This is a genomic window from Streptomyces sp. Q2 (assembly GCF_056820935.1).
The window spans coordinates 123,118-144,121 of the sequence record NZ_JBXEJE010000004.1 but is presented as its reverse complement, the minus strand read 5'-3'; the positions used below and the strand labels follow the sequence as shown (position 1 = coordinate 144,121).

General features: G+C 70.3%; 18 protein-coding genes and 1 pseudogene. 17 read left to right on the top strand and 2 right to left on the bottom strand.

Annotated elements, in window-relative coordinates; all coding sequences use genetic code 11:
- Positions 1 to 52: 52 nt before the first annotated feature.
- The gene (locus ACWBNA_RS06490; RefSeq protein ID WP_482703231.1) at positions 53 to 877 is read right to left on the bottom strand and encodes an NAD-dependent epimerase/dehydratase family protein; all 825 of its coding nucleotides are present in this window, start codon (positions 875 to 877) and stop codon (positions 53 to 55) included.
- 241 nt (positions 878 to 1,118) lie between these two features.
- On the opposite strand from ACWBNA_RS06490, the gene ACWBNA_RS06485 reads away from it, so the two are divergent.
- On the top strand, positions 1,119 to 2,060 hold the full coding sequence (locus tag ACWBNA_RS06485; protein WP_482703229.1) for a 5-dehydro-4-deoxyglucarate dehydratase: 942 nt from the start codon (positions 1,119 to 1,121) through the stop codon (positions 2,058 to 2,060).
- Positions 2,057 to 3,220, top strand: coding sequence for a hypothetical protein (locus ACWBNA_RS06480; protein WP_482703226.1), 1,164 nt, complete (start codon positions 2,057 to 2,059; stop codon positions 3,218 to 3,220). Before ACWBNA_RS06485 ends, ACWBNA_RS06480 begins: the two co-directional genes overlap by 4 nt.
- Before the next feature lie 58 nt (positions 3,221 to 3,278).
- Here the strand turns inward: ACWBNA_RS06480 and ACWBNA_RS06475 are convergent.
- Positions 3,279 to 3,440 (bottom strand): annotated as a pseudogene (locus ACWBNA_RS06475) (MFS transporter); the annotation flags it as partial.
- A gap of 145 nt (positions 3,441 to 3,585) precedes the next feature.
- Here ACWBNA_RS06475 and ACWBNA_RS06470 point away from each other — a divergent pair.
- From ACWBNA_RS06470 to ACWBNA_RS06400, 15 genes are all read left to right on the top strand, one after another.
- Positions 3,586 to 4,179 carry a TIGR03086 family metal-binding protein gene (locus tag ACWBNA_RS06470; RefSeq protein WP_482703224.1) on the top strand — a complete coding sequence of 198 codons (594 nt, stop codon included), beginning with the start codon at positions 3,586 to 3,588 and terminating at the stop codon, positions 4,177 to 4,179.
- A 41-nt stretch (positions 4,180 to 4,220) separates the two neighbouring features.
- Positions 4,221 to 4,979, top strand: a complete 759-nt coding sequence (locus ACWBNA_RS06465; protein WP_482703222.1) for an MBL fold metallo-hydrolase — start codon at positions 4,221 to 4,223, stop codon at positions 4,977 to 4,979.
- A gap of 145 nt (positions 4,980 to 5,124) precedes the next feature.
- Complete coding sequence (locus tag ACWBNA_RS06460) at positions 5,125 to 5,793, top strand: GntR family transcriptional regulator (RefSeq protein WP_482703220.1); 669 nt, start codon at positions 5,125 to 5,127, stop codon at positions 5,791 to 5,793.
- Positions 5,790 to 6,698, top strand: coding sequence for a dihydrodipicolinate synthase family protein (locus tag ACWBNA_RS06455; protein WP_482703218.1), 909 nt, complete (start codon positions 5,790 to 5,792; stop codon positions 6,696 to 6,698). Before ACWBNA_RS06460 ends, ACWBNA_RS06455 begins: the two co-directional genes overlap by 4 nt.
- Positions 6,695 to 8,431, top strand: a complete 1,737-nt coding sequence (gene araD, locus ACWBNA_RS06450; protein WP_482703216.1) for an L-arabinonate dehydratase — start codon at positions 6,695 to 6,697, stop codon at positions 8,429 to 8,431. The genes ACWBNA_RS06455 and araD overlap by 4 nt, the downstream gene beginning before the upstream one ends.
- Positions 8,432 to 8,545: 114 nt before the next feature.
- Positions 8,546 to 9,481, top strand: coding sequence for a carbohydrate ABC transporter permease (locus tag ACWBNA_RS06445; RefSeq protein ID WP_482703214.1), 936 nt, complete (start codon positions 8,546 to 8,548; stop codon positions 9,479 to 9,481).
- Positions 9,478 to 10,374: a carbohydrate ABC transporter permease gene (locus tag ACWBNA_RS06440; RefSeq protein WP_482703212.1), complete on the top strand. Its 897-nt coding sequence runs from the start codon at positions 9,478 to 9,480 to the stop codon at positions 10,372 to 10,374. Before ACWBNA_RS06445 ends, ACWBNA_RS06440 begins: the two co-directional genes overlap by 4 nt.
- The gene (locus ACWBNA_RS06435; protein WP_482703210.1) at positions 10,371 to 11,663 is read left to right on the top strand and encodes a pectate lyase family protein; all 1,293 of its coding nucleotides are present in this window, start codon (positions 10,371 to 10,373) and stop codon (positions 11,661 to 11,663) included. The genes ACWBNA_RS06440 and ACWBNA_RS06435 overlap by 4 nt, the downstream gene beginning before the upstream one ends.
- Complete coding sequence (locus tag ACWBNA_RS06430; RefSeq protein WP_482703208.1) at positions 11,660 to 12,802, top strand: Gfo/Idh/MocA family protein; 1,143 nt, start codon at positions 11,660 to 11,662, stop codon at positions 12,800 to 12,802. Before ACWBNA_RS06435 ends, ACWBNA_RS06430 begins: the two co-directional genes overlap by 4 nt.
- Entirely contained in the window at positions 12,802 to 13,647 is an 846-nt protein-coding gene (locus tag ACWBNA_RS06425) for a DUF6807 domain-containing protein (RefSeq protein WP_482703206.1), read from the top strand. Before ACWBNA_RS06430 ends, ACWBNA_RS06425 begins: the two co-directional genes overlap by 1 nt.
- A complete protein-coding gene (locus ACWBNA_RS06420; protein ID WP_482703204.1) occupies positions 13,644 to 15,212 on the top strand; it encodes a glycoside hydrolase family 43 protein in 1,569 nt (522 codons plus the stop codon). The genes ACWBNA_RS06425 and ACWBNA_RS06420 overlap by 4 nt, the downstream gene beginning before the upstream one ends.
- 71 nt (positions 15,213 to 15,283) lie before the next feature.
- Positions 15,284 to 17,260: a pectinesterase family protein gene (locus tag ACWBNA_RS06415; RefSeq protein ID WP_482703202.1), complete on the top strand. Its 1,977-nt coding sequence runs from the start codon at positions 15,284 to 15,286 to the stop codon at positions 17,258 to 17,260.
- Positions 17,261 to 17,309: 49 nt separating this feature from the next.
- Positions 17,310 to 18,659, top strand: coding sequence for an ABC transporter substrate-binding protein (locus ACWBNA_RS06410; protein ID WP_482703200.1), 1,350 nt, complete (start codon positions 17,310 to 17,312; stop codon positions 18,657 to 18,659).
- A 147-nt stretch (positions 18,660 to 18,806) separates the two neighbouring features.
- Positions 18,807 to 19,604 (top strand): rhamnogalacturonan acetylesterase, encoded by a 798-nt coding sequence (locus tag ACWBNA_RS06405; RefSeq protein WP_482703198.1) that lies wholly within the window; start codon positions 18,807 to 18,809, stop codon positions 19,602 to 19,604.
- Positions 19,605 to 19,632: 28 nt separating this feature from the next.
- Entirely contained in the window at positions 19,633 to 20,949 is a 1,317-nt protein-coding gene (locus ACWBNA_RS06400; protein ID WP_482703196.1) for a pectate lyase family protein, read from the top strand.
- Positions 20,950 to 21,004: the final 55 nt, after the last annotated feature.

The window sequence follows — 21,004 nt, the reverse complement described above, 5'->3', positions numbered from 1 at the left end:
GGGGGGCGGGCCGGTTGGGGCCCCGCCCGCCGTCATGGGATGCCTGGGAGTACTAGTTCGGCCAGATCGGCGGGTCGCTCACGAAGTGGCCGCCCAGGTAGGCGTGCGCCACGTTCTGTGGGTCCAGCTCGCCCTGCTCGGCGATCAGCTTCTCGGCGTACGGCTCGGAGTCGTCCTGCGGTTCGTAGCCGAGGCCCCGCGCGGTGGTCAGGTCCCACCACAGGCGGGTGTTGGCGGAGGAGCCGTAGACGACGGTGTGCCCGACGCCCTCGGCGGTCAGGGCCGCGTGGAAGAGGCGGGCGCCGTCGGCGGGGCTCATCCACACCGAGAGCATGCGCACGCTGGTCGGCTCGGGGAAGCAGGAGCCGATGCGCACGGAGACGGTCTCGATGCCGTGCTTGTCCCAGTAGAACTGGGCGAGGTCCTCCCCGAAGGCCTTGGACAGGCCGTAGAAGGTGTCCGGGCGGTGCGGGGTGTCGATGGGGATGAGGGCGTCCGGATCAACAGGCGTGTCGCCCTGGGGGCGCGGAGTGAAGCCGACCGCGTGGTTGGAGGAGGCGAAGACGATCCGTTGGACGCCCTCCTCGCGGGCGGCCTCGTACAGGTTGTACGTGCCCACGATGTTCGCGCCGAGGATCTTCTCGAAGGGGGCTTCCAGGGAGATGCCCGCGAGGTGGATGATCGCGTCGACGCCCCGGACGGCCTCGCGCACCGCGTCCTTGTCGGCGAGGTCCGCGGCGATCGCGTCCGGCTCGCCGTCGATGGGACGCAGGTCGAGCAGGCGCAGCTCGTAGCCGAAGGCCGGGAGCAGGTTCTGCATCAGAGAGCCGAGTCCACCGGCTGCGCCGGTGAGCAGAACGGTGCGGGGAGCGGGCATCCTCGGGTCTCCTTGGGTCCGCCGCCTGTGACAGGTGGGCGCATGTGTGGACAGCATTCACATTCGTGGACACGCTAGGGATCCGTGGCGCGTCCCGTCAAGTATGGCGTGGAGCTGGGAAATCCGCTTCTGTGACGCGGGTTTGCGCGCTTGACCGGCCCGGAAGGGGCTCTTTAGCATGGAGGCGTTCATAAATATGGATGCCAATCATAAACGTGAGCGCCTGTTCTAGGGAGAGCCCGTGACGTCTGCCCCCCTCGCCGCCCGGCTCGGCGTCCCCAGCGGGCCCCTGTTCTTCCCCGTCACCGCCTACGGCCCCGACGGATCCGTCGACCTCGACGTCTACCGCGCGCACGTGCGCCGCGGGGTGGAGGCCGGGGCCGCCGCCGTCTTCGCGTGCTGCGGCACCGGGGAGTTCCATGCCCTCACGCCCGAGGAGTTCGAGGCGTGCGTGCGGGCGGCCGTGGCGGAGACGGCGGGCCGGGTGCCGGTCGTCGCGGGCGCCGGATACGGCACCGCGCTCGCCGTGCGCTACGCGCGGCTCGCCGAGGCGGCCGGGGCCGACGGGCTGCTCGCCATGCCGCCGTACCTGGTGGTCGCCGGGCAGGAGGGACTGCTGCGGCACTACCGTGAGGTGGCCGCGGCGACCGCGCTGCCGGTGATCGTCTACCAGCGCGACAACGCCGTGTTCACCCCCGAGACCGTCGTCGAGCTGGCCCGCACGGACGGGATCATCGGCTTCAAGGACGGGCTCGGCGACCTGGACCTGATGCAGCGGATCGTGAGCGCCGTCCGCACCGAGGTCCCCGGCGAGTTCCTCTACTTCAACGGACTGCCGACCGCCGAACAGACCCAGCTCGCCTACCGCGGCCTCGGCATCACCCTCTACTCCTCCGCGGTCTTCTGCTTCGCGCCCGAGATCGCCCAGGCCTTCCACGAGGCCCACAGGACCGGCGACGACGCCACCGCCCACCGCCTCCTCGACGGCTTCTACCGGCCCTTCGTCGAACTGCGCGCCCAGGGCCGCGGCTACGCCGTCGCCCTCGTCAAGGCCGGCGTACGGCTGCGCGGGCTCGACGTGGGGGAGGTGCGGCCCCCGCTGACCGAGCCGGGCGAGGATCATGTCAAGCAGCTCGCTCAGGTGATCGAGCGTGGGTACGCGATCCTCGAGGAGAACAAGTGAAGGCGTCGGCATTCGTCTACCCCTGGGATGTCAACGGCGACCCGGAGGCCGCGGGACGCATCGCCGCGCTCGGCGTGCGACAGGCGACCCTCGCGGCCGCCTACCACTCCACCCGCGCCCTGACCCCCCGCCACCTGCGCCACCGCATCGTCACCGCCGAGCACGCGGCCGTCCTGTATCCCACGGACGACCGCTGGCAGGGTCGGGAACTGCGCCCGTACGCCGCCGGGGACTGGGCTCCCGGGGACGCCTTCGGCGAGGCCGCCGACGCGCTCGCGCAGGCCGGTCTGGAGGTGCACACCTGGGTGGTCCTCGCGCACAACTCCCGCCTGGGCGCCGACCATCCGGGCACCTCGGTCGTCAACGCCTACGGCGACCGCTACCCGTGGGCCCCCTGCATCGCGCAGCCCGCCACGCGCGCGTACCTCGTCGACCTGGCCGCCGAGGCCGCCGTACGCCCCGGCGCGGCCGGCACCGAGCTGGAGTCCCTCGGCTGGTACGGCCTGCAGCACCTGCATGCCCACGACAAGACCGGCGGGGTCGGCCTCGGGGACGCCGGCCAGTACCTGATGGCGCTGTGCTTCTGCCCGGCCTGCCGGGAGGGGTACGGCCGACAGGGCCTGGACGCCGACGAGCTGGCGGCCGCCGTGCGGGCCGCGCTGGAGCCGGTGTGGCAGGGCGCGCCCGACGACGGAGGCTGGACCGGAGTCGAGAAGCTTCTCGGGGAGCAGACGGCGGCGGCCACGCGCGCGTGGCGCGACGAGAGTGCCCGCACGCTGCAGGAGGCGGCCGTCGCCGCGGTCCGCGCGGCCGCCCCCGAAGGCTTCCAGGTCCTGTTGCACGCCGACCCCGTGACCCACCACGTCGGTGCCAACCCGGGCGTCGACCCCGCGCACATCCTGTCCGTCGCGGACGGCGTGGTCGTGCCGTGCGCGGGCGGCCCCGGCCTGCTGACGCCCTTCGCGCGGCAGCGGCGGGAAGGCGCCGTCATCGCCGCCAACCTCGGCGTGGTCTCGGGCATGGGCGGCAGCCCGGGCACGGTCCGCGCGGACGCCGAGCGGGCCCGGGAACTCGGCGCCACCGAACTGCGGCTGTATCACGCCGGGTTGGCCTCGGACGACGACCTGGCGGCCGTCCGCAAGGGGCTCAGCGAGCTCTGAGCCAGAGCCACCAGCTGCACCGACCCGAGGATCACCAGCAGCAGCCGGTGGTCGAGCAGGCGGCGAGCCCGTCCGATCCGGTGAGCTCCTTGACCCACACGCCCGACGCCGGCCACAGCGCGGAGGTGCCGAAGCCGGAGACCACGACACCGGCGAGATACAGCCGCGCGTTGCGGTCGGCCAGGACGCGGGCCACCGTCCAGGTCCGTGTTGTCGTCATACCTGGTCATCGTGTGGCTAAGGAGGGCGTGGGCGGATCGGGCAGATGCCTTGGAGGAGTGGGAGATCCGGCAGTGGGCGATGAGTTTCCGGCATCCGGCCGGTCCACCCCTCAAGGACGGCCCGCATCCCGGAGGAGCACGCACATGACCGACCCGACGACCCTCGACCTCGGACCGCAGACCCGGATCATCGCGCAGCTCGCGGAGGCCGTGACCGACGCGCAGCTCACGGCCCCGACACCGTGCCCGGAGCTGGCGCTGCGCAACCTGCTGGGGCACCTGCTCGGCCTGGCCGTCGCCTTCCGCGACGCCGGGCGCAAAGACCTGGGCGTCACCACCGACACCAGTCCGGACGCCGCCGTGCCCGACATCGGCCCCGGCTGGCGCGAGGAGCTGCCCAAGGTCCTCGACGAACTCGCCGACGCCTGGCGCGACCCGGCCGCCTGGACCGGCATGACCCGCGCGGGCGGCGTGGACCTGCCGGGCGCGGTCGCCGCCGCGGTCGCGGTCGACGAGCTGGTCGTCCACGGCTGGGACCTGGCCCGCGCCACCGGGCAGCCGTACACCCCGGACCCCGCCGCCCTGCGGTCGTCGTACGACTTCCTCCTCGCCTGTGTCGACGACCCCGGCCGCGGTGACATCTTCGGCCCGATCGTCCCGGTCCCCGCGGAGGCTTCGCTGCTCGACCGGGCGGTGGGGCTGAGCGGGCGGAACCCGGGGTGGACGCCGAGGCCGTGATCGGCGGCCGTGCGGCCGAGGCGGCGAACTAGGCTCCCCGCATGCCTCCCACGCTCACCCTCACCGTCCTCGGCACCGCCTCTCCGCACCCTCGGCCGGACCGGCCCTGTTCCGGCTATCTGGTGCGCGGTGGCGGTGCAGAGGTGTGGGTGGACGCCGGGCCGGGGACCTTCGCGGAGTTGCAGCGGCACACCGATCCGGCACGGCTCGGCGCGATCTGGATCTCGCACCTGCACGCCGACCACAACGCCGATCTGCTCTCCGCGTTCTACGGGCTCGCCTACGGCGGGCTGACCCCGGCCACCCCCATCCCCGTCTACGCCCCGGCCGGCTGCGCGCAACGCCTCGCCGGGTTCTTCGGACGGCCGGACGCCGGGTTCCTGAGCGGGATCTTCGACTTCCGGACCCTGTACGACGGTCACATCGCCCGGCACGGCGAACTGGTCCTCACCGCGCACGCCGTCACGCACGACGTCGAGGCCTATGGTCTGCGCGCCGAAACCGGCGGACGCACCTTCGCGTACTCCGGTGACAGCGGGCCCTGCGCCGCGCTCACCGGTCTCGCCCGGCGCGCCGATCTCTTCCTCTGCGAGGCCGACATCGACGCACATCGCGAAGGCGAACAGGTGCATCTGACGCCGGAGAACGTCGGCGACACGGCCCGCGCGGCCGGAGTGGGGCAGCTGATCGTGACGCATGTCGGGCCCACGCTCACCCCCGAGGAGGCGACCGCCCGGGCCGCCGCGGTCTTCGGCGGGCCGACCACCGCCGCCCGGGTCGGGGAGACCCGGTCCGTATAGGAAGTCTTTACCGCAACCTCACCTTCCTTTGTCAGAAGCATTGACGAAACATGCACACCCTCCCTACCTTCAACGCGTCGTACTTCGTACGTCATATATGAGACGCGATACGTGAGATCCGATACGCGATATCCGAGAGGCGCGCATGACCTCTGTGCCCACGCCGATCCCCTCCCGCACGCAGTACGTGCTGGAAGGGATCAAACACCGCATCCTCACGGGGCAGTTGACCCCGGGGCAGGCTCTGGTCGAGACCGAGCTCGCCGCACAGTTCGGGGTGTCCAAGACCCCGGTGCGCGAGGCGCTCAAGACCCTGGCCGGCACCGGGCTCGTCGTGATGAACCAGTACAAGGGCGTCACGGTGCGCATGGTGGACGCGGACATGGCGCGCGAGGTCTACGACGTCCGGCTGCTCCTGGAGCCCGAGGCGCTGAAGCGTGCCGTGCGGCGGGGGGCCTCTCTCGACGCCGCCCGCTCCGCGCTGACCAGGGCCGACGAGGCCACCGACACCGCCGAACGCTCCCTGGCCAACCGGGAGTTCCACCGCGCCCTCTACCTGCCGTGCGGCAACCCGCTGCTCGGCCGGATGCTCGACGAGGTGCGCGACCAGGCGGCCCTCGTCTCCGCCGTCGCCTGGGCGGCCTCGCCGTCCTGGGAGCGGGAGGCCGGCGAGCACCGGGAGATCCTGCGGCTCGCCCTCGCCGGTGACGCCGACGGAGCCGCCCGCGCCCTTCACGCGCACATCGGGTCGTTCGTGCAACGGGCCTTTCCGCAAGCGGAGTCCGAGGCCCAGGGAGAGGACGGTCAGGCATGACAACGACGTTCGAGACCCAGCGGACGGCCCTGGCCGACGTGGTGGCGATCCCGGTGACCCCGTTCGCCGAGGACGGCCGCCTCGACCAGGACACCCACCGGGCCCTGCTGCGTCGTCTGCTCGACGGGGGGGTCAGGACCCTCACCCCCAACGGCAACACCGGGGAGTTCTACGCCCTCACCCCCGAGGAGCGGCAGCTCGTCACCGAGTGGACCGTCGACGAGGCCGGCGACCGTGCCGTGATCCTCGTCGGGGTCGGACACGACGTGCCGACCGCCATCGCCTCCGCACGGCACGCCCGTGAGCTCGGCGCCCAGATGGTCATGGTCCACCAGCCCGTCCACCCCTACGTCTCGCAGAGCGGCTGGGTCGACTACCACCGCGCGATCGCCGAGGCGGTGCCCGAGCTGGGCGTCGTCCCGTACATCCGCAACGCCCAGCTGCACGGCGTGCGTCTGTCCGAACTCGCCGACGCCTGCCCGAACGTCATCGGCGTGAAGTACGCCGTCCCGGACGCGGCCAGATTCGCGGCGTTCGCCCGCGACGCCGGCCTCGACCGCTTCGTGTGGGTCGCGGGGCTCGCCGAGCCGTACGCCCCCTCGTACTTCTCCGCGGGCGCCACCGGCTTCACCTCCGGACTGGTGAACGTCGCCCCGTCCGTCTCGCTGAACATGATCGAAGCGCTTCGAGCCGGCGACTTCCCGGCCGCGATGAAGGTGTGGGAGCAGATCCGCCGCTTCGAGGAACTCCGAGCGGCCAACGGCTCCGCCAACAACGTCACCGTCGTCAAGGAGGCCCTCGCCTCGCTCGGCCTGTGCCGCCGCGAGGTCCGGCCGCCGAGCAGGCACCTGCCCGAGGACGAGCGGGCGGAAGTCGCCGCCATAGCCGCCGGGTGGTCCATGTGAACGAGCCCACCAGAAGGCGCCCCGAGGACCTCAGAAGCCACCAGTGGTACGGCACGGACGGCCTGCGCTCCTTCAGCCACCGCGCCCGCACCCGCCAGCTCGGCTACCTGCCCGAGGAGCACCTCGGCAAGCCGGTCATCGCGATCCTCAACACCTGGTCCGACATCAACCCCTGCCACGTGCACCTGAGGGACCGCGCGCAGGCGGTGAAGCGGGGGGTGTGGCAGGCCGGAGGTTTCCCGCTCGAGTTCCCCGTCTCCACACTCAGCGAGACCTTCCAGAAGCCGACCCCGATGCTCTACCGCAACATGCTGGCGATGGAGACCGAGGAACTGCTGCGGTCCTACCCGGTCGACGGGGCCGTCCTCATGGGCGGCTGCGACAAGTCCACGCCCGCGCTGCTCATGGGCGCCGCGACCGTCGACCTGCCCGCCGTCTTCGTGCCCGCCGGGCCCATGCTGCCGGGCCACTGGCGCAACGAGATCCTCGGCTCCGGCACCGACATGTGGAAGTACTGGGACGACAAGCGGGCCGGCCTCATCGGCGACTGCGAGATGACCGAACTGGAGTCCGGACTCGCCCGCTCACCCGGCCACTGCATGACGATGGGCACGGCGTCCACGCTGACCGCCGCCGCCGAGGCGCTCGGCGTCACGGTCCCGGGTGCCTCCAGCATCCCGGCCGTCGACTCGGGGCACGACCGGATGGCCGCCGCCGCGGGTCTCAGGATCGTCGAACTGGTCCACAAGGACCGCAAGCTGAGCGAGATCCTCACCCGTGACGCCTTCGAGGACGCCGTCACGACCGTGCTCGGCCTCGGCGGCTCGACCAACGCCGTGATCCACCTGATCGCCATGGCGGGCCGGGCCGGGGTCAAGCTCACCCTGGACGACTTCGACCGCATCGCCCGCACGGTCCCGGTGCTCGCCAACGTAAGGCCCGGCGGACAGACCTACCTGATGGAGGACTTCCACTTCGCCGGCGGTCTGCCCGGGTTCCTCTCCCGGATCCCGGACCTGCTCCACCTGGAGCGGCCGACCGTCTCGTACGACACCATGCGCGAGCAGATCACCGGCGCGCAGGTGCACAACGACGACGTCATCCGGCCCCGGGACAACCCGGTCGCGAACGAGGGCGGGGTCGCCGTCCTGCGCGGCAACCTCTGCCCGGACGGCGCGGTCATCAAGCACATCTCCGCCGAGCCGCACCTGCTCAAGCACACCGGCCCCGCGGTCGTCTTCGACGACTACCGGACCATGCAGCGCACCATCAACGACCCGTCGCTGAACATCACCGCCGAGAGCGTGCTGGTGCTGCGCAACGCCGGGCCCAAGGGCGGCCCGGGCATGCCCGAGTACGGCATGCTGCCCATCCCCGACCACCTGCTCAAGCAGGGCGTGCGGGACATGGTCCGGATCTCCGACGCCCGGATGAGCGGCACGAGTTACGGCGCGTGCGTCCTGCACGTGGCACCCGAGTCGTACATCGGCGGACCGCTGGCCCTGGTCCGCACCGGTGACAGCATCACCCTCGACGTCGAGGCCCGCGCCCTCCATCTCCATGTGGACGACGAGGAGTTGGAGCGTCGGCGGGCCGAGTGGACGCCGCCGCCGGTGCGCTACGAGCGCGGCTACGGAGCGCTCTACAACGAACAGATCACCCAGGCCGACACGGGCTGCGACTTCGAGTTCCTGGCCCGCCCCGGCAAGGTGCAGGACCCGTACGCGGGCTGAAACGCCGTACCCCCCGCTCGGACAAGAACCAAGCGCGCACTGCGAGAAAGCGCTTCACCCGAACGCGAAACACCCGCACCAGAACGCACGACGTACCAGAAACGGAGAACAGTCATGGCCCAAGCCGCAGCCGTGGCGAAACCGCCGGGGCCACCCCGGCGGCGCCGTGCCTCCGCCACGCCGCGCAGGCTCCCTTACCTGCTGATCGCGCCGGCGGCCTTGCTCATGCTGGGCTTCATCGCCTACCCGGTCATCAGCGTCTTCTACTACAGCCTGCAGAACTACAACCCCACCAAACCGTGGCGGAACGGCTACGCGGGCTTCGACAACTTCGTCCACGCCTTCACCGACGACCCGGTGTTCTGGGACACGCTGACCTTCAGCGCCAAGTGGGTATTCGTCGAGGTCGGGCTCCAGCTGCTGTTCGGTCTGGCGCTGGCCCTCATCGTCAACCAGACCTTCGTGGGCCGCTCGCTCGGCCGCGCCATGGTGTTCTCCCCGTGGGCCGTCTCCGGCGTCCTCACCTCCGCGATCTGGGTGCTGCTCTACAACTCCCAGACGGGCATCACCCGTTACCTCGCGGACATGGGCATCGGCTCCTACGGCACCAGTTGGCTGTCGGACACCTCGACCGTGTTCTCGGCGGCGGTCGTCGCCGACCTGTGGCGCGGTGTCCCCTTCTTCGCCATCCTCATCCTCGCCGACCTGCAGTCCGTCTCGAAGGACCTGTACGAGGCGGCCGAGGTCGACGGGGCGAGCCGGATCAAGCAGTTCTGGCACATCACGCTGCCGCACCTGAAGGACGCGATCGTCCTGTCCACGCTGCTGCGCGCGGTGTGGGAGTTCAACAACGTCGACCTCCTCTACACCCTCACGGGCGGCGGACCGGCCGGCGAGACGACGACACTCCCGCTCTACATCGCCAACACCAGCGTCGACGCGCACAACTTCGGCTACGCGTCCGCCCTGACCACGGTGGCGTTCGTGATCCTGCTCTTCTGCTCGATGGTCTATCTGCGCCTGAGCAAGTTCGGAGGTGGGGACAAGTGAGCACCAAGGAGGCCACCGCGGTGGCACCGGCTCCCCGGCGCACGGTTCCCGAACCGCAGCGTCCGGTCAACAAGCGCCCCGCCTGGGACGAGGCCCCCCGCTGGCAGATCTACCTGCCGCTGTCGGTCTACCTCGTCTTCACCCTGATCCCCTTCTACTGGATCCTCCTCTTCGCGCTGCGCCCGGCCGGCTCGACCTCGCTCCTGCCCTGGCCCATCACCTTCGACCACTTCGAGAAGGTGTGGACGGAGCGCAGCTTCGCCACCTACTTCGAGAACAGCCTGCTCGTCGGTCTCGCCACCCTGGTGATGACGACCCTCGTCGCGCTGGCCGGCGGCTACGCGCTCGCCCGGTTCAACTTCAAGGTCAAGCAGGCCTTCATGCTGGCCCTGCTGTGCTCCCAGTTCGTGCCGGGCGCGCTGCTCCTGGTCCCGCTCTTCGAGATCTTCGCCGAGCTGAAGATGATCAACTCGCTGGGCAGTGTCATCATCGCGGAGACCGTCTTCCAGCTTCCGCTGTCGATCATCCTGATCAGCAACTTCATCAAGAACGTGCCGTACTCGCTGGAAGAGGCGGCCTGGGTCGACGGCTGCAACCGCTTCACCGCCTTCAGGATCGTGGTCCTGCCGCTGCTGCGGCCCGGTCTGATCGCCGTCGGCTCCTTCGCCTTCGTGCACTCCTGGAACCACTTCCTGTTCGCCCTGATGTTCCTGAACAACCAGAACAAGCAGACCATCCCGGTCGGCCTCAACACCCTGATGAGCGCGGACAGCGTCGACCTCGGCGCGCTCGCGGCGGGCGGCATCATCGCGGCCGTACCCGTCGTGATCGTGTTCGCCTTCATCCAGAAGTGGCTGATCACGGGCTTCAGCGCGGGGGCGGTGAAGGGATGAGGAAGCGTCACCTCGCCGTCGCGCTGGGCTTGTTGGGGATGCTCTGCGTCCCCGCCCACGCCGAGGCCCGTGACATCAGCCGCGAGACCCTGGCCCCGAACGACGGCTGGGCGGCCGCCGACGGCGGCACCACCGGGGGCGCGGCGGCCGACGACGCCCACGTGTACACGGTCACCGACCGCGCCGGACTGGTCCGCGCCCTCGACGGCGGCAGCGCCACCCCGAAGATCATCAAGATCGCCGGCACCATCGACGCCAACACCGACGACGACGGTGACCACCTGGACTGCGCCGACTACACCACCGGCGGCTACAGCACGAAGAAGTACCTGGCCGCCTACGACCCCCGCACCTGGGGCTCCGCCAAGCCCAGCGGCCCGCAGGAGGAGGCCCGCCAGGCGTCGGCGGCCCGGCAGGCCGAGCGGGTCGTGCTGCCGGTCGGCTCCAACACCACGATCGTCGGCCTCGGCTCCAAGGCCGTCCTCAAGGGCGGCAGCCTCGAGGTGAACAACGCGGACAACGTGATCATCCGCAACCTCGAACTGCGCGACGCCTACGACTGCTTCCCCGTCTGGCAGCCCAACAACGGCGGCCTCGGCGACTGGAAGACGGCGTACGACACCCTCTGGCTGCGCGGCGCCACCCACGTCTGGGTCGACCACGTCACGGCCTCCGACAAGGGCCACCCGGACGAGAAGGAACCCACCTACTTCGGCCGCAACTACCTCCGCCACGACGGCCTGCTGGACATCACAGGCGGCTCCGACCTGGTCACCGTCTCCTGGAGCCGCTTCGCCGACCACGACAAGGCGATGCTCATCGGCAACAGCGACTCGGCCACCGGCGACCGCGGCAAGCTCCGGGTGACCCTGCACCACAACGAGTTCGAGTCCGTCGTCCAGCGCGCCCCGCGCGTCCGCTTCGGGCAGGTGCACCTCTACAACAACCGGTACGTCGTGCCGGAGGACGCCCACGACTACCGCTACTCCATCGGTGTCTCCACCGAGTCCGGGATCCACGCCGAGAACAACGCCTTCACCACCCCCGGCCACATCGAGGCCGCCGACCTGGTCAAGAGCTGGAACGGCACCGCCCTGCACCAGAGCGGCAGCCTCTTCAACGGCTATCCGGTGGACCTGCTCACGATCCACAACGCCTACAACTCGGCCAGTGAGCGTGACCTCACGGCCGACGTCGGCTGGACACCTACCCTGCACACAAAGATCGACAGCGCCGAGGCGGCCGACCGAGAGGTGGCACGCGGCGCGGGCGCAGGGAGGACCCCATGACCGTAGACATCGTCCTGGCGGGCGCGCGTGGCCACGGCCACTGGCACCTGGACAACATCCGCAGGCTCCAGGACAAGGGGATCGTCCGGCTCGCCGGTATCTGCGAGCTGACCCCGCTGACCGCGGACGAGCTCCCCGAGGGCCTCGGCACGCCCGAGCAGTCCGCGGACTTCGGCGCGCTCCTCGACTCGACCGGCGCCAGGATCGCGGTGATCTGCACGCCGATCCCCACCCACACCGACCTGGCGCTGACGGCCGCGCGAAGGGGCGTGCACCTCCTGCTGGAGAAGCCGCCCGCCCCCTCGTACGCCGAGTTCCGCCGCATGGCGGACGGGGTCGCCGAGGCCGGGGTGGTCTGCCAGATCGGCTTCCAGTCGCTGGGCTCGCACGCCGTGCCTGCGGTCCGCGAGCTGATCGCCGAGGGCGCGATCGGCGAGCTGGCCGGCGTCGGCGGAGCCGGCGCCTGGGCACGCCCCGAGGCCTACTACCGGCGGGCACCCTGGGCGGGCAAGCGGCGGCTGAACGGCGTCGACGTGATCGACGGGGCGCTGACCAACCCCCTCGCGCATGCCGTCGCCACCGCCCTCGCCCTGGCCGGCGCCCCGCGCGCCGAGGACGTCGCCCGGATCGAGACCGAGCTGCTGCGCGCCAACGACATCGAGTCCGACGACACCTCCTGCGTCCGCGTCACCACCACGCGGGGCCTGCCGGTCACCGTCGCCGCCACCCTGTGCGCCGAGGACCCCGACGAGCCGTACGTCGTCGCGCACGGCAGCCACGGCCGGATCACCTTCTGGTACAAGCAGGACCGCGTACTGCTCCAGCGGGCCGACCACGGACCGGAGGAGTACGAGTACGGCCGCACCGACCTGCTGGAGAACCTCGTCGAGCACCTCACCGACGGCGCGGAGCTGCTGGTCACGCCGGACGTGACGGGCTCCTTCATGAAGGTCGTCGAGGCGATCCGCCAGGCCCCCGACCCGGCCCCGCTGCCTCAGGGCGTCTGGCAGCTGCTCCCCGACGAGCAGCGCCGGGTGGTGCCCGGCATCGACGGCCTCGTCGCGGCCGCCGCCGACAACCTCGCCCTCTACTCCGAGCTGGGCGCCCCCTGGGCCCTACCGAAAGAGGTGAGCACGTGATGACGACCAACGACTCGCCGGTGCTGCGCGTCGCGGGCCGACCGGTCGGCCGGTACGTCACCCGGCCCGAGCTGCCGGCCCGGCTCTCCCCGCGCCCGTACCTGCACCCCGTCACCACCCTGGCCGGCACGGCGGTGACCGAGCTCAGCCCCGCCGACCACACACACCACCTCGGCGTCGGTGTCGCCGTTCCCGACGTCGAGGGGTTCAACTTCTGGGGCGGACGCACCTACGTCCGCGACCAGGGCCCCACCGAACTCGACAACCACGGCGCCCAGCGCCACACCACGTTCCAGCTGCGCGACCCCGACGGGTTCGTGGAGGAGCTGCGCTGGGTGGCCGCGGGCGGCGAGCTGCTGCGCGAACGCCGTACCGTCGCCGCCACCGAACTCACCGACGCCGCCTGGGCGTTGGACTTCACCTTCTCGCTGACCAACGTCACCGCCGACCCGCTGTCGATCGGCAGCCCGGCGACGAACGGCCGCCCCGGCGCGGCCTACGGCGGCTTCTTCTGGCGGGCCCGCAAGGAGGACGAGGCCCCGCGGGTCTTCACCGCCGGCGCCGAGGGCGAGGCCGCGATCCACGGCACCCGCGCCGACTGGCTCGCCCTGGCCGGCGCCACCTGGACCCTGGTCTTCGCCGGGGCCACCGAGCAGACCCGCCGGGACCCGTGGTTCGTCCGCACCGACGAGTACCCGGGCGTCGGATCGTCCCTGGCGTACGAGGGACGGGTGCCGGTCGAGCCGGGCGACACCGTCGTACGCCGGATCGTCACCGTGGTCGCCGACGGCCGCCTCGACCGGGACGGGGCCGCGGCCCTCATCCGCAAGGCGGTGAGCCTGTGACCGCCGAGACGAACCCGGAGCCCGCTCCGACCGACGAGACGAGTACCAACCCGGCTCCGACCGCCGAGACGTATACGAACCCCGTCCTGAACGCCGACTGGTCGGACCCGGACGTCGTCCGCGTGGGCGACGACTTCTACCTCACCGCGTCCAGCTTCGGCCGCGCCCCGGGACTGCCCCTGCTGCACTCCCGCGACCTGGTCAACTGGACCCTGGTCGGCCACGCACTCGAACGCCTGGAACCGGCGAGCGAGTTCAGGTCCCCGCGGCACGACTGCGGAGTCTGGGCACCGGCGCTGCGTCACCACGACGACCGCTTCTGGATCTTCTGGGGCGACCCCGACCAGGGCATCTTCCAGATCAACGCCCCTGAGATCCGCGGCCCGTGGACGCGACCCCACCTGGTGAAGGAGGGCAAGGGACTCATCGACGCCTGCCCCCTGTGGGACGAGGAGACCGGCGAGGCCTACCTCGTGCACGGCTGGGCCAAGTCACGCTCGGGCATCAAGAACCGGCTCACCGGCCACCGCATGCACCCCGACGGCACGTCACTCCTCGACGAGGGCAAGGTGATCGTCGACGGAGACCGCATCCCCGGCTGGTTCACCCTCGAAGGACCCAAGCTCTACCGGCACGACGGCTGGTTCTGGATCTTCGCCCCCGCCGGGAGCGTGGAGACCGGCTGGCAGGGCGCCTTCCGCTCGCGCGGCTTCTTCGGGCCGTACGAGGAGAAGATCGTCCTGGAGCAGAAGGACACCGCCGTCAACGGCCCCCACCAGGGCGGCTGGGTGCGCACCGGGTCCGGCGAGGACTGGTTCCTGCACTTCCAGCAGCGCGGCGCCTACGGCCGGGTCGTCCACCTCCAGCCGATGCGCTGGGGCGCGGACGGCTGGCCGGTGCTCGGCGACGACGGGGCCCCGGTGGCCGTACACCGGAAGCCGGACCTGCCGCCGCAGCCCGCCGCCGCACCCGCAACCGACGACGACTTCCCCGGCGGACGCTTCGGCCGCCAGTGGCAGTGGACGGCCAACCCGCAGGACGGCTGGGCCACCCAGCACTCCGGGGACGGCCTCAGGCTGGCCTGCGTCCGCTCGGCCGACGCGCACGACCTGCGCAAACTGCCGAACGTGCTCACGCAGCGGCTTCCGGGCGTCCCGTCCGCCGTCGAGGTGGAGCTGACCCTGCACGGCGAGGACCCGGGCGCACGGGCCGGACTCGCGATCCTCGGGGACGCGTTCAGCTGGATCGGACTCCAGCGGGGCGCCGACGGGACGGTCCACCTGGTGCACCGGTTCGCCGAGGCGGTCGCCGAGAAGGAACGCGACGCCGACCATCCGCGGCTCGCGCCCGAGGGGCGGGCCAGGCTGCGCATCGAGATCGGCGCCGGAGCCCGCTGCCGTTTCTTCTACGACGTCGGTGACGGCCTGCGCCCCTCCGGCCAGGTCTTCGCCGCCACCCCCTGGCGCTGGGTCGGCGCCCTGCTCGGCCTGTTCGCCCTCGCGCCCGTCGGCCCGGGACATGCCGGCGCGGCGAGTTTCACGCAGTTCAGGATCAGCCCGCTGTAAATCGGTCCCGCGGTGACACACCGCTCGCACACGTCTGTTGATCGCACGTAGAACGCCTGTTGGGAGCCGCAATGACGCACCCCCATAGCAAGCGCTTGCCGAAGCATGGCCACGGCAGAGTCGGGGCCGCCGTGCTCGGCCTGGTGGCCGCCCTGTGCCTCGGGGCGGTCGGGGAGGCCAGGGCCGCAGACCCTTTATCGGCGCCGACCGACCGCTGGAGCGACCGGGCCCACGGATTCGCCTCCCTCGCCGGCGGTACCACCGGCGGCGCGGGCGGCAGGGTCGTGACCGTCACCGACCAGGCCGCGCTGGCGAAGTACGCGGCGGCCGAAGAGCCGTACGTCATACGGGTGTCGGGGGCGATAGCCGTCGAGCCGTTCGGCTCGGACATCGTCGTGGCCTCCAACAAGACGATCACCGGCGTCGGCGACAGTGGCGAGATCGTCCACGGCGAGCTGCACCTCAACCCCGGCACGCACAACGTGATCATCCGCAATCTGACGATCCGTGACTCGGCGGTCGAGGGCAACTGGGACTGCAAGGACACCGACTTCGACGGCATCCAGATGGACACCGTCCACCACGTGTGGGTCGACCACAACCGCTTCTCGAACATCTGCGACGGGCAGCTCGACGTCCGCAAGGACAGCGAGTACGTGACCGTCTCGTACAACCGGTTCGAGAACAACAACAAGACGTTCGGACTCGGCTGGACGGCCAACGTCAGGACGCAGATCACGATCGACCACAACCTGTTCGCCCACACCAAGCAGCGCAACCCGTCCGTGGACAACGCCGCCTACGCGCACCTGTACAACAACTACCTGACGGCCCAGGTGGATCCGGACGACCCCGTGTGGACGTACGGCAACTGGTCGCGCGGCCGGACCAAAATGGTCATCGAGAACAGCTACTACCGGGATGTCCAGCACCCCTACCAGGCCGACGCCACCGCCGAGTTGGTGGAGCGCGGATCGATCCTGCGCAACACGAGCGGGCGGACCGACGAGTGGGGTGCCGCCTTCGATCCCCGGGAGTTCTACGACTACCGGCTGGATCCGGCCGCCGCCGTGCCGGCTCTGGTCCAGCGGTTCTCCGGCCCGCAGAAGCGGATCGGTACCACTCTTCACGTTCCGGCCGACTACCCGACCGTGCAGGCCGCCGTGGACGCCGTGCCCGACGGCAACGCCGTGCCCGTGACGATCGCGGTCGCTCCGGGCACGTACCGGGCGAAGGTCCTCATCCCCGCGACGAAGCCGAACATCGTGCTCCAGGGGACTGGACAACGCCGGTCCGACACCGTCATCGTCTACGACACGCCCGCCGCGTACGGCGGCTCCACCGGGAGCGCGACCGTACGGATCGCCGCGAGCGACGTCACGGCCCGCAACCTCACCTTCAGCAACGACTTCGACGAGGCCGCGCACGAGCTCGGCGCCGAGCAGGCCCTCGCCATGAAGACGACCGGTGACCGGATCGTCTTCGAGAACACCGCCTTCCTGGGCAACCAGGACACCCTGATGACCGACAGCCCCAAGCTGGACGTGATCAGCCGGGTCTACCTCCGCGACTCGTACATCGAGGGCGATGTCGACTTCGTCTACGGACGCGCGACCACCGTCATCGAGCGGTCCGTCATCAAGGCGCTCAGCCGGGGTTCCACCACCAACAACGGCTACATCACGGCGGCTTCGACCTGGACGGGGAACCCGCACGGATTCCTGATCACCAGGTCGAGGATCGTGAGCGACGCGCCGGAGGGGACCTTCCACCTCGGACGGCCCTGGCACCCGGGCGGTGAACCGGCCGCGGTCGCCCAGGTACTGATCCGCGACACCGAGCTGCCCGCCGCGGTCAAGTCCTCCCCGTGGACCGACATGAGCGGGTTCTCGTGGAAGGACGCGCGGTTCGCCGAGTACCGCAACGTCGGGCCGGGGGCGGGCGTCACCGCGGACCGGCCGCAGCTGAGCGACGCCGACGCGAAGGCGCACACCGTCGCGAACTACCTCAAGGGCACGGACAACTGGGCTCCGTACGCCCGTCACTGACCCCCACAACTTCATGTCCCCGCAGGATCCAGAAGAAGAGAGCCGACCAATGAAGATCAGCATCCGTAGAAGCAGGCGCGCTGCCATAGCCGTCGCCCTGGGTTCCGTGCTCGCGCTCACCGCCACCGCCTGCGGTGACGACGGCAGCGCCTCCGGCGGTGACAAGGGCGCCGAGGGCAGTGGCAAGGGCAAGGTCCTCTTCTGGGACAACAACGGCGGTGTCCGCACCGACATCTGGAAGGAGATCATCGCCGACTTCGAGAAGGCGAACCCGGACATCGACGTCGAGTACGTCGGGATCGCCTCCACCGAGTACCAGTCCAAGGTCGACACCGCCATCCAGGGCGGCGGCCTGCCGGACGTCGGCGGTGTCGGCGCGGCGATGATCGCGGCGATCTCCGCTCAGAACGCGCTGGACCCGCTGGACGACCGTCTCGCCAAGTCCTCCCTCAACGGCAAGCTCAACGAGGACATGGTCAAGTCGCTGAAGGCCGCCGGCGGCGGTGACGGCACCCTGTACTCGATCCCGACCTCCGCCAACAACGGTGTCCTCTACTACCGCACCGACCTCTTCGAGAAGGCGGGCCTGGACGAGCCGACCACCTGGGACAAGTTCTACGAGGCCGCGGACAAGCTCACCAACAGCAAGAAGAACGAGTTCGGCTACACCATCCGCGGTGGCGCCGGCTCCATCGCCCAGGCGCTGGACGCGATGTACGGGCAGTCCGGCATCACGTCCTTCTGGGACGCGAGCGGTGCGAAGTCCACGGTCAACGACCCGAAGAACGTCGAGGCGCTGAAGAAGTACGCGGCCCTCTACAAGAAGGTCACTCCGGCGGCCGACCTGAACAACGACTTCACCAAGATGGTCGCCCAGTGGGACTCCGGCACGATCGGAATGCTGAACCACAACCTGGGCTCCTACCAGGACCACGTGAAGGCGTTCGGGGCCGAGAAGTTCCGGGGTATTCCGCAGCCGATCGGTGCCTCCGGCAAGCGGGTCCAGGTGTCCAACCCGGTGGACGGGCTCGGGCTGTTCAAGACGTCCAAGAACAAGGAAGCCGCCTGGAAGTTCATCGAGTTCGCCACCTCGCACGCGGAGAACTCGAAGTTCAACGAGTCGGCCGGTCAGGTTCCGGCGAACAACGACGCCGCGAAGGACGAGTGGGTTTCCAAGGCCGAGCCCACGAAGCTGGCGGCCGGAGCGCTGAGTGACGGTTCCACGACCATTGTCCAGCTGCCGTACTACCTGCCCGACTGGGGCACCATCTCGAAGTCGGACAACGAGCCGAACTTCCAGAAGGTGCTGCTCGGGAAGATGAGTGCGAAGGACTTCCTGGACACGCTGGCCGAGCAGCTGAACACGGCTCAGGCGGAGTGGAACGAGCAGAAGGGCTAAGAGCTCGGCCGGTTCGGCTTTGCGGCAGGCCGCGGGTTCGTCGTGGCTGGTCGCGCAGTTCCCCGCGCCCCTGAAGGGGCGCGGGGGATACCCCCCACTTTGAAAGGCGCCGTTATTCCGTAAGGCCGTCAAGAAAGGCACATCGTCGTGTCGCTCACCCGCAGACAGGTCACCACCGCGGCGCTCGCCGCCGCTCCTCTCGCTTTTGCCGCAACCGGTACCGCGCAGGCCTCAGGCCGCCGTACGCGGACCCTCTACATCGCCGGTGATTCCACCGCCGCCCAGAAATACGCCGACGCCGCCCCCGAGACCGGGTGGGGCATGGCACTTCCGTTCTTCCTGCACAAGGATCGGCCCGTCTCCAATCACGCGGTGAACGGGCGGAGTTCGAAGAGTTTCGTCGACGAGGGACGACTCGACGCCATTCTCTCCGCGATCCGGCCGGGGGACTTCCTGCTCGTCCAGTTCGCGCACAACGACGAGAAGACCACGGACCCCACTCGTTACACCGAGCCCTGGACGACGTACCAGGACTATCTGCGCCTGTACATCGAGGGCGCCCGGGCCCGTGGGGCCCGCCCCGTGCTCGCCACGTCCGTCGAGCGGCGCAGGTTCGACGCGAGCGGCAACGCCGTGCCGACGCACGGCGAGTATCCGGCGGCGATGCGTGCGCTCGCCCAGGAGGAGCGCGTGGCGCTGCTCGACCTGCAGGCCCTGTCGCTCGCGCTGTGGCAGAAGCTCGGCGTCGAGGAGACCAAGAAGTACTTCAACTGGACCGCGACCGAGCAGGACAACACGCACTTCAACCCGCCGGGCGCGATCGCCGTGGCCCGGCTGGTCGCCGGCGAGCTGCTGCACCACCGGGTGCTGGGACCCCAGGACGTGCGCCGGCTCGATGCGGAGATCCCGGAGTCCTGGATCACCTGGCCGACGGCCACCGCGTAACCACCCTTCATCGAGAGAGAGCCGCACAATGAACGCACAGAGATGGCATGGGCATGCCACAAGCATGACCGTGGTCGGCTGCACCGCCCTCGCCCTGACGCTCACCGGCACCACCGCCCAGGCCCAGACCTCCCCTGACCTGGCCCGGCAGACCCTCGCCGCCAACGACGGCTGGGCGTCGTACGGGACCGGGACCACCGGCGGTGCCGCCGCCGACGCCGAGCACGTCTACACCGTGAGCACCTGGGCGGAGTTCAAGGCCGCCCTGGCCGCCGGGGGCAGCGCGCCGAAGATCATCAAGGTGAAGGGGACGATCGACGCGGTCTCCGAGGGCTGTGACGCCTTCGCCGCGCCCGGTTACGACTTCGACGCCTACCTCGCGAAGTACTCGCCCGAGGCCTGGGGACTCGACACCGACCTGAGCGCCGAGCCCGCCGACAGCCCCGAGGGGCTGCGCCGAACCTCGGCCGCCAACCAGGACAAGGCCATCAAGGCGAGCATCCCGGCCAACACCACGATCATCGGGGTCGGGAAGAACGCCGGAATCAAGGGCGCCAGCCTCCAGATCAAGGCCGTGGACAACGTCATCGTCCGCAACCTCACCTTCGAGAGCCCCATCGACTGCTTCCCGCAGTGGGACCCCACCGACGGCTCGAAGGGCAACTGGAACTCGGAGTACGACACCGCCGTCGTCTACGGCTCCACCCACGTGTGGATGGACCACAACACGTTCACCGACGGCAGCCACCCCGACAGCGCGGCGCCGACCTACTTCGGCATGCTCTACCAGCAGCACGACGGCGAGCTGGACATCGTCCGCGGTTCCGACTACGTGACCGCCTCCTGGAACGTCTTCGCCGACCACGACAAGACGATCCTCATCGGCAACAGCGACAGCGAGTCCACGGCGGCGGGCGACCGGGGGCACCTGAAGGTCACCTTCCACCACAACCTGTTCTCCAAGCTCGTCGAGCGCGCGCCCCGGGTCCGCTTCGGGCAGGTCGACTCGTACAACAACCACTTCGTGGCCGACGCCTCCTACTCCTACAGCTACGGCATCGGCAAGGAGTCGCAGCTGGTCGCGGAGAAGAACGCGTTCACGCTGCCCGAGGGGGTCAGCGCGGCGAAGATCCTCAAGAAGTGGAGCGAGGCACCGGTCACCGCCACCGGCAACCAGGTCAACGGCAAGGCCGTCGACCTGATCGCCGTGCACAACGCGGAGATCCCCGCCGAGACCCTGCAGTCGGGCGCGGGCTGGACACCGACCCTGCGCACCAAGGTCGACCCGGCGAAGGCCGTCCCGGCGATCGTCGACCACCGGGCGGGCGCCGGCCGCCTGTGCTGACGCCCACCGGACCGCGGTGGGCGCCGGCCGCCTGTGCTGACGCCCACCGGACCGC

What these genes read in the sequence shown, in the direction of transcription:
- ACWBNA_RS06490 (WP_482703231.1), bottom strand. Translation starts at nt 877, where the DNA reads ATGCCCGCTCCCCGCACCGTTCTGCTCACCGGCGCAGCCGGTGGACTC.
- ACWBNA_RS06470 (WP_482703224.1), top strand. Translation starts at nt 3,586, where the DNA reads ATGACCGACCCGACGACCCTCGACCTCGGACCGCAGACCCGGATCATC.
- ACWBNA_RS06465 (WP_482703222.1), top strand. Translation starts at nt 4,221, where the DNA reads ATGCCTCCCACGCTCACCCTCACCGTCCTCGGCACCGCCTCTCCGCAC.
- ACWBNA_RS06460 (WP_482703220.1), top strand. Translation starts at nt 5,125, where the DNA reads ATGACCTCTGTGCCCACGCCGATCCCCTCCCGCACGCAGTACGTGCTG.
- ACWBNA_RS06455 (WP_482703218.1), top strand. Translation starts at nt 5,790, where the DNA reads ATGACAACGACGTTCGAGACCCAGCGGACGGCCCTGGCCGACGTGGTG.
- ACWBNA_RS06445 (WP_482703214.1), top strand. Translation starts at nt 8,546, where the DNA reads ATGGCCCAAGCCGCAGCCGTGGCGAAACCGCCGGGGCCACCCCGGCGG.
- ACWBNA_RS06435 (WP_482703210.1), top strand. Translation starts at nt 10,371, where the DNA reads ATGAGGAAGCGTCACCTCGCCGTCGCGCTGGGCTTGTTGGGGATGCTC.
- ACWBNA_RS06430 (WP_482703208.1), top strand. Translation starts at nt 11,660, where the DNA reads ATGACCGTAGACATCGTCCTGGCGGGCGCGCGTGGCCACGGCCACTGG.
- ACWBNA_RS06425 (WP_482703206.1), top strand. Translation starts at nt 12,802, where the DNA reads ATGACGACCAACGACTCGCCGGTGCTGCGCGTCGCGGGCCGACCGGTC.
- ACWBNA_RS06415 (WP_482703202.1), top strand. Translation starts at nt 15,284, where the DNA reads ATGACGCACCCCCATAGCAAGCGCTTGCCGAAGCATGGCCACGGCAGA.
- ACWBNA_RS06410 (WP_482703200.1), top strand. Translation starts at nt 17,310, where the DNA reads ATGAAGATCAGCATCCGTAGAAGCAGGCGCGCTGCCATAGCCGTCGCC.
- ACWBNA_RS06400 (WP_482703196.1), top strand. Translation starts at nt 19,633, where the DNA reads ATGAACGCACAGAGATGGCATGGGCATGCCACAAGCATGACCGTGGTC.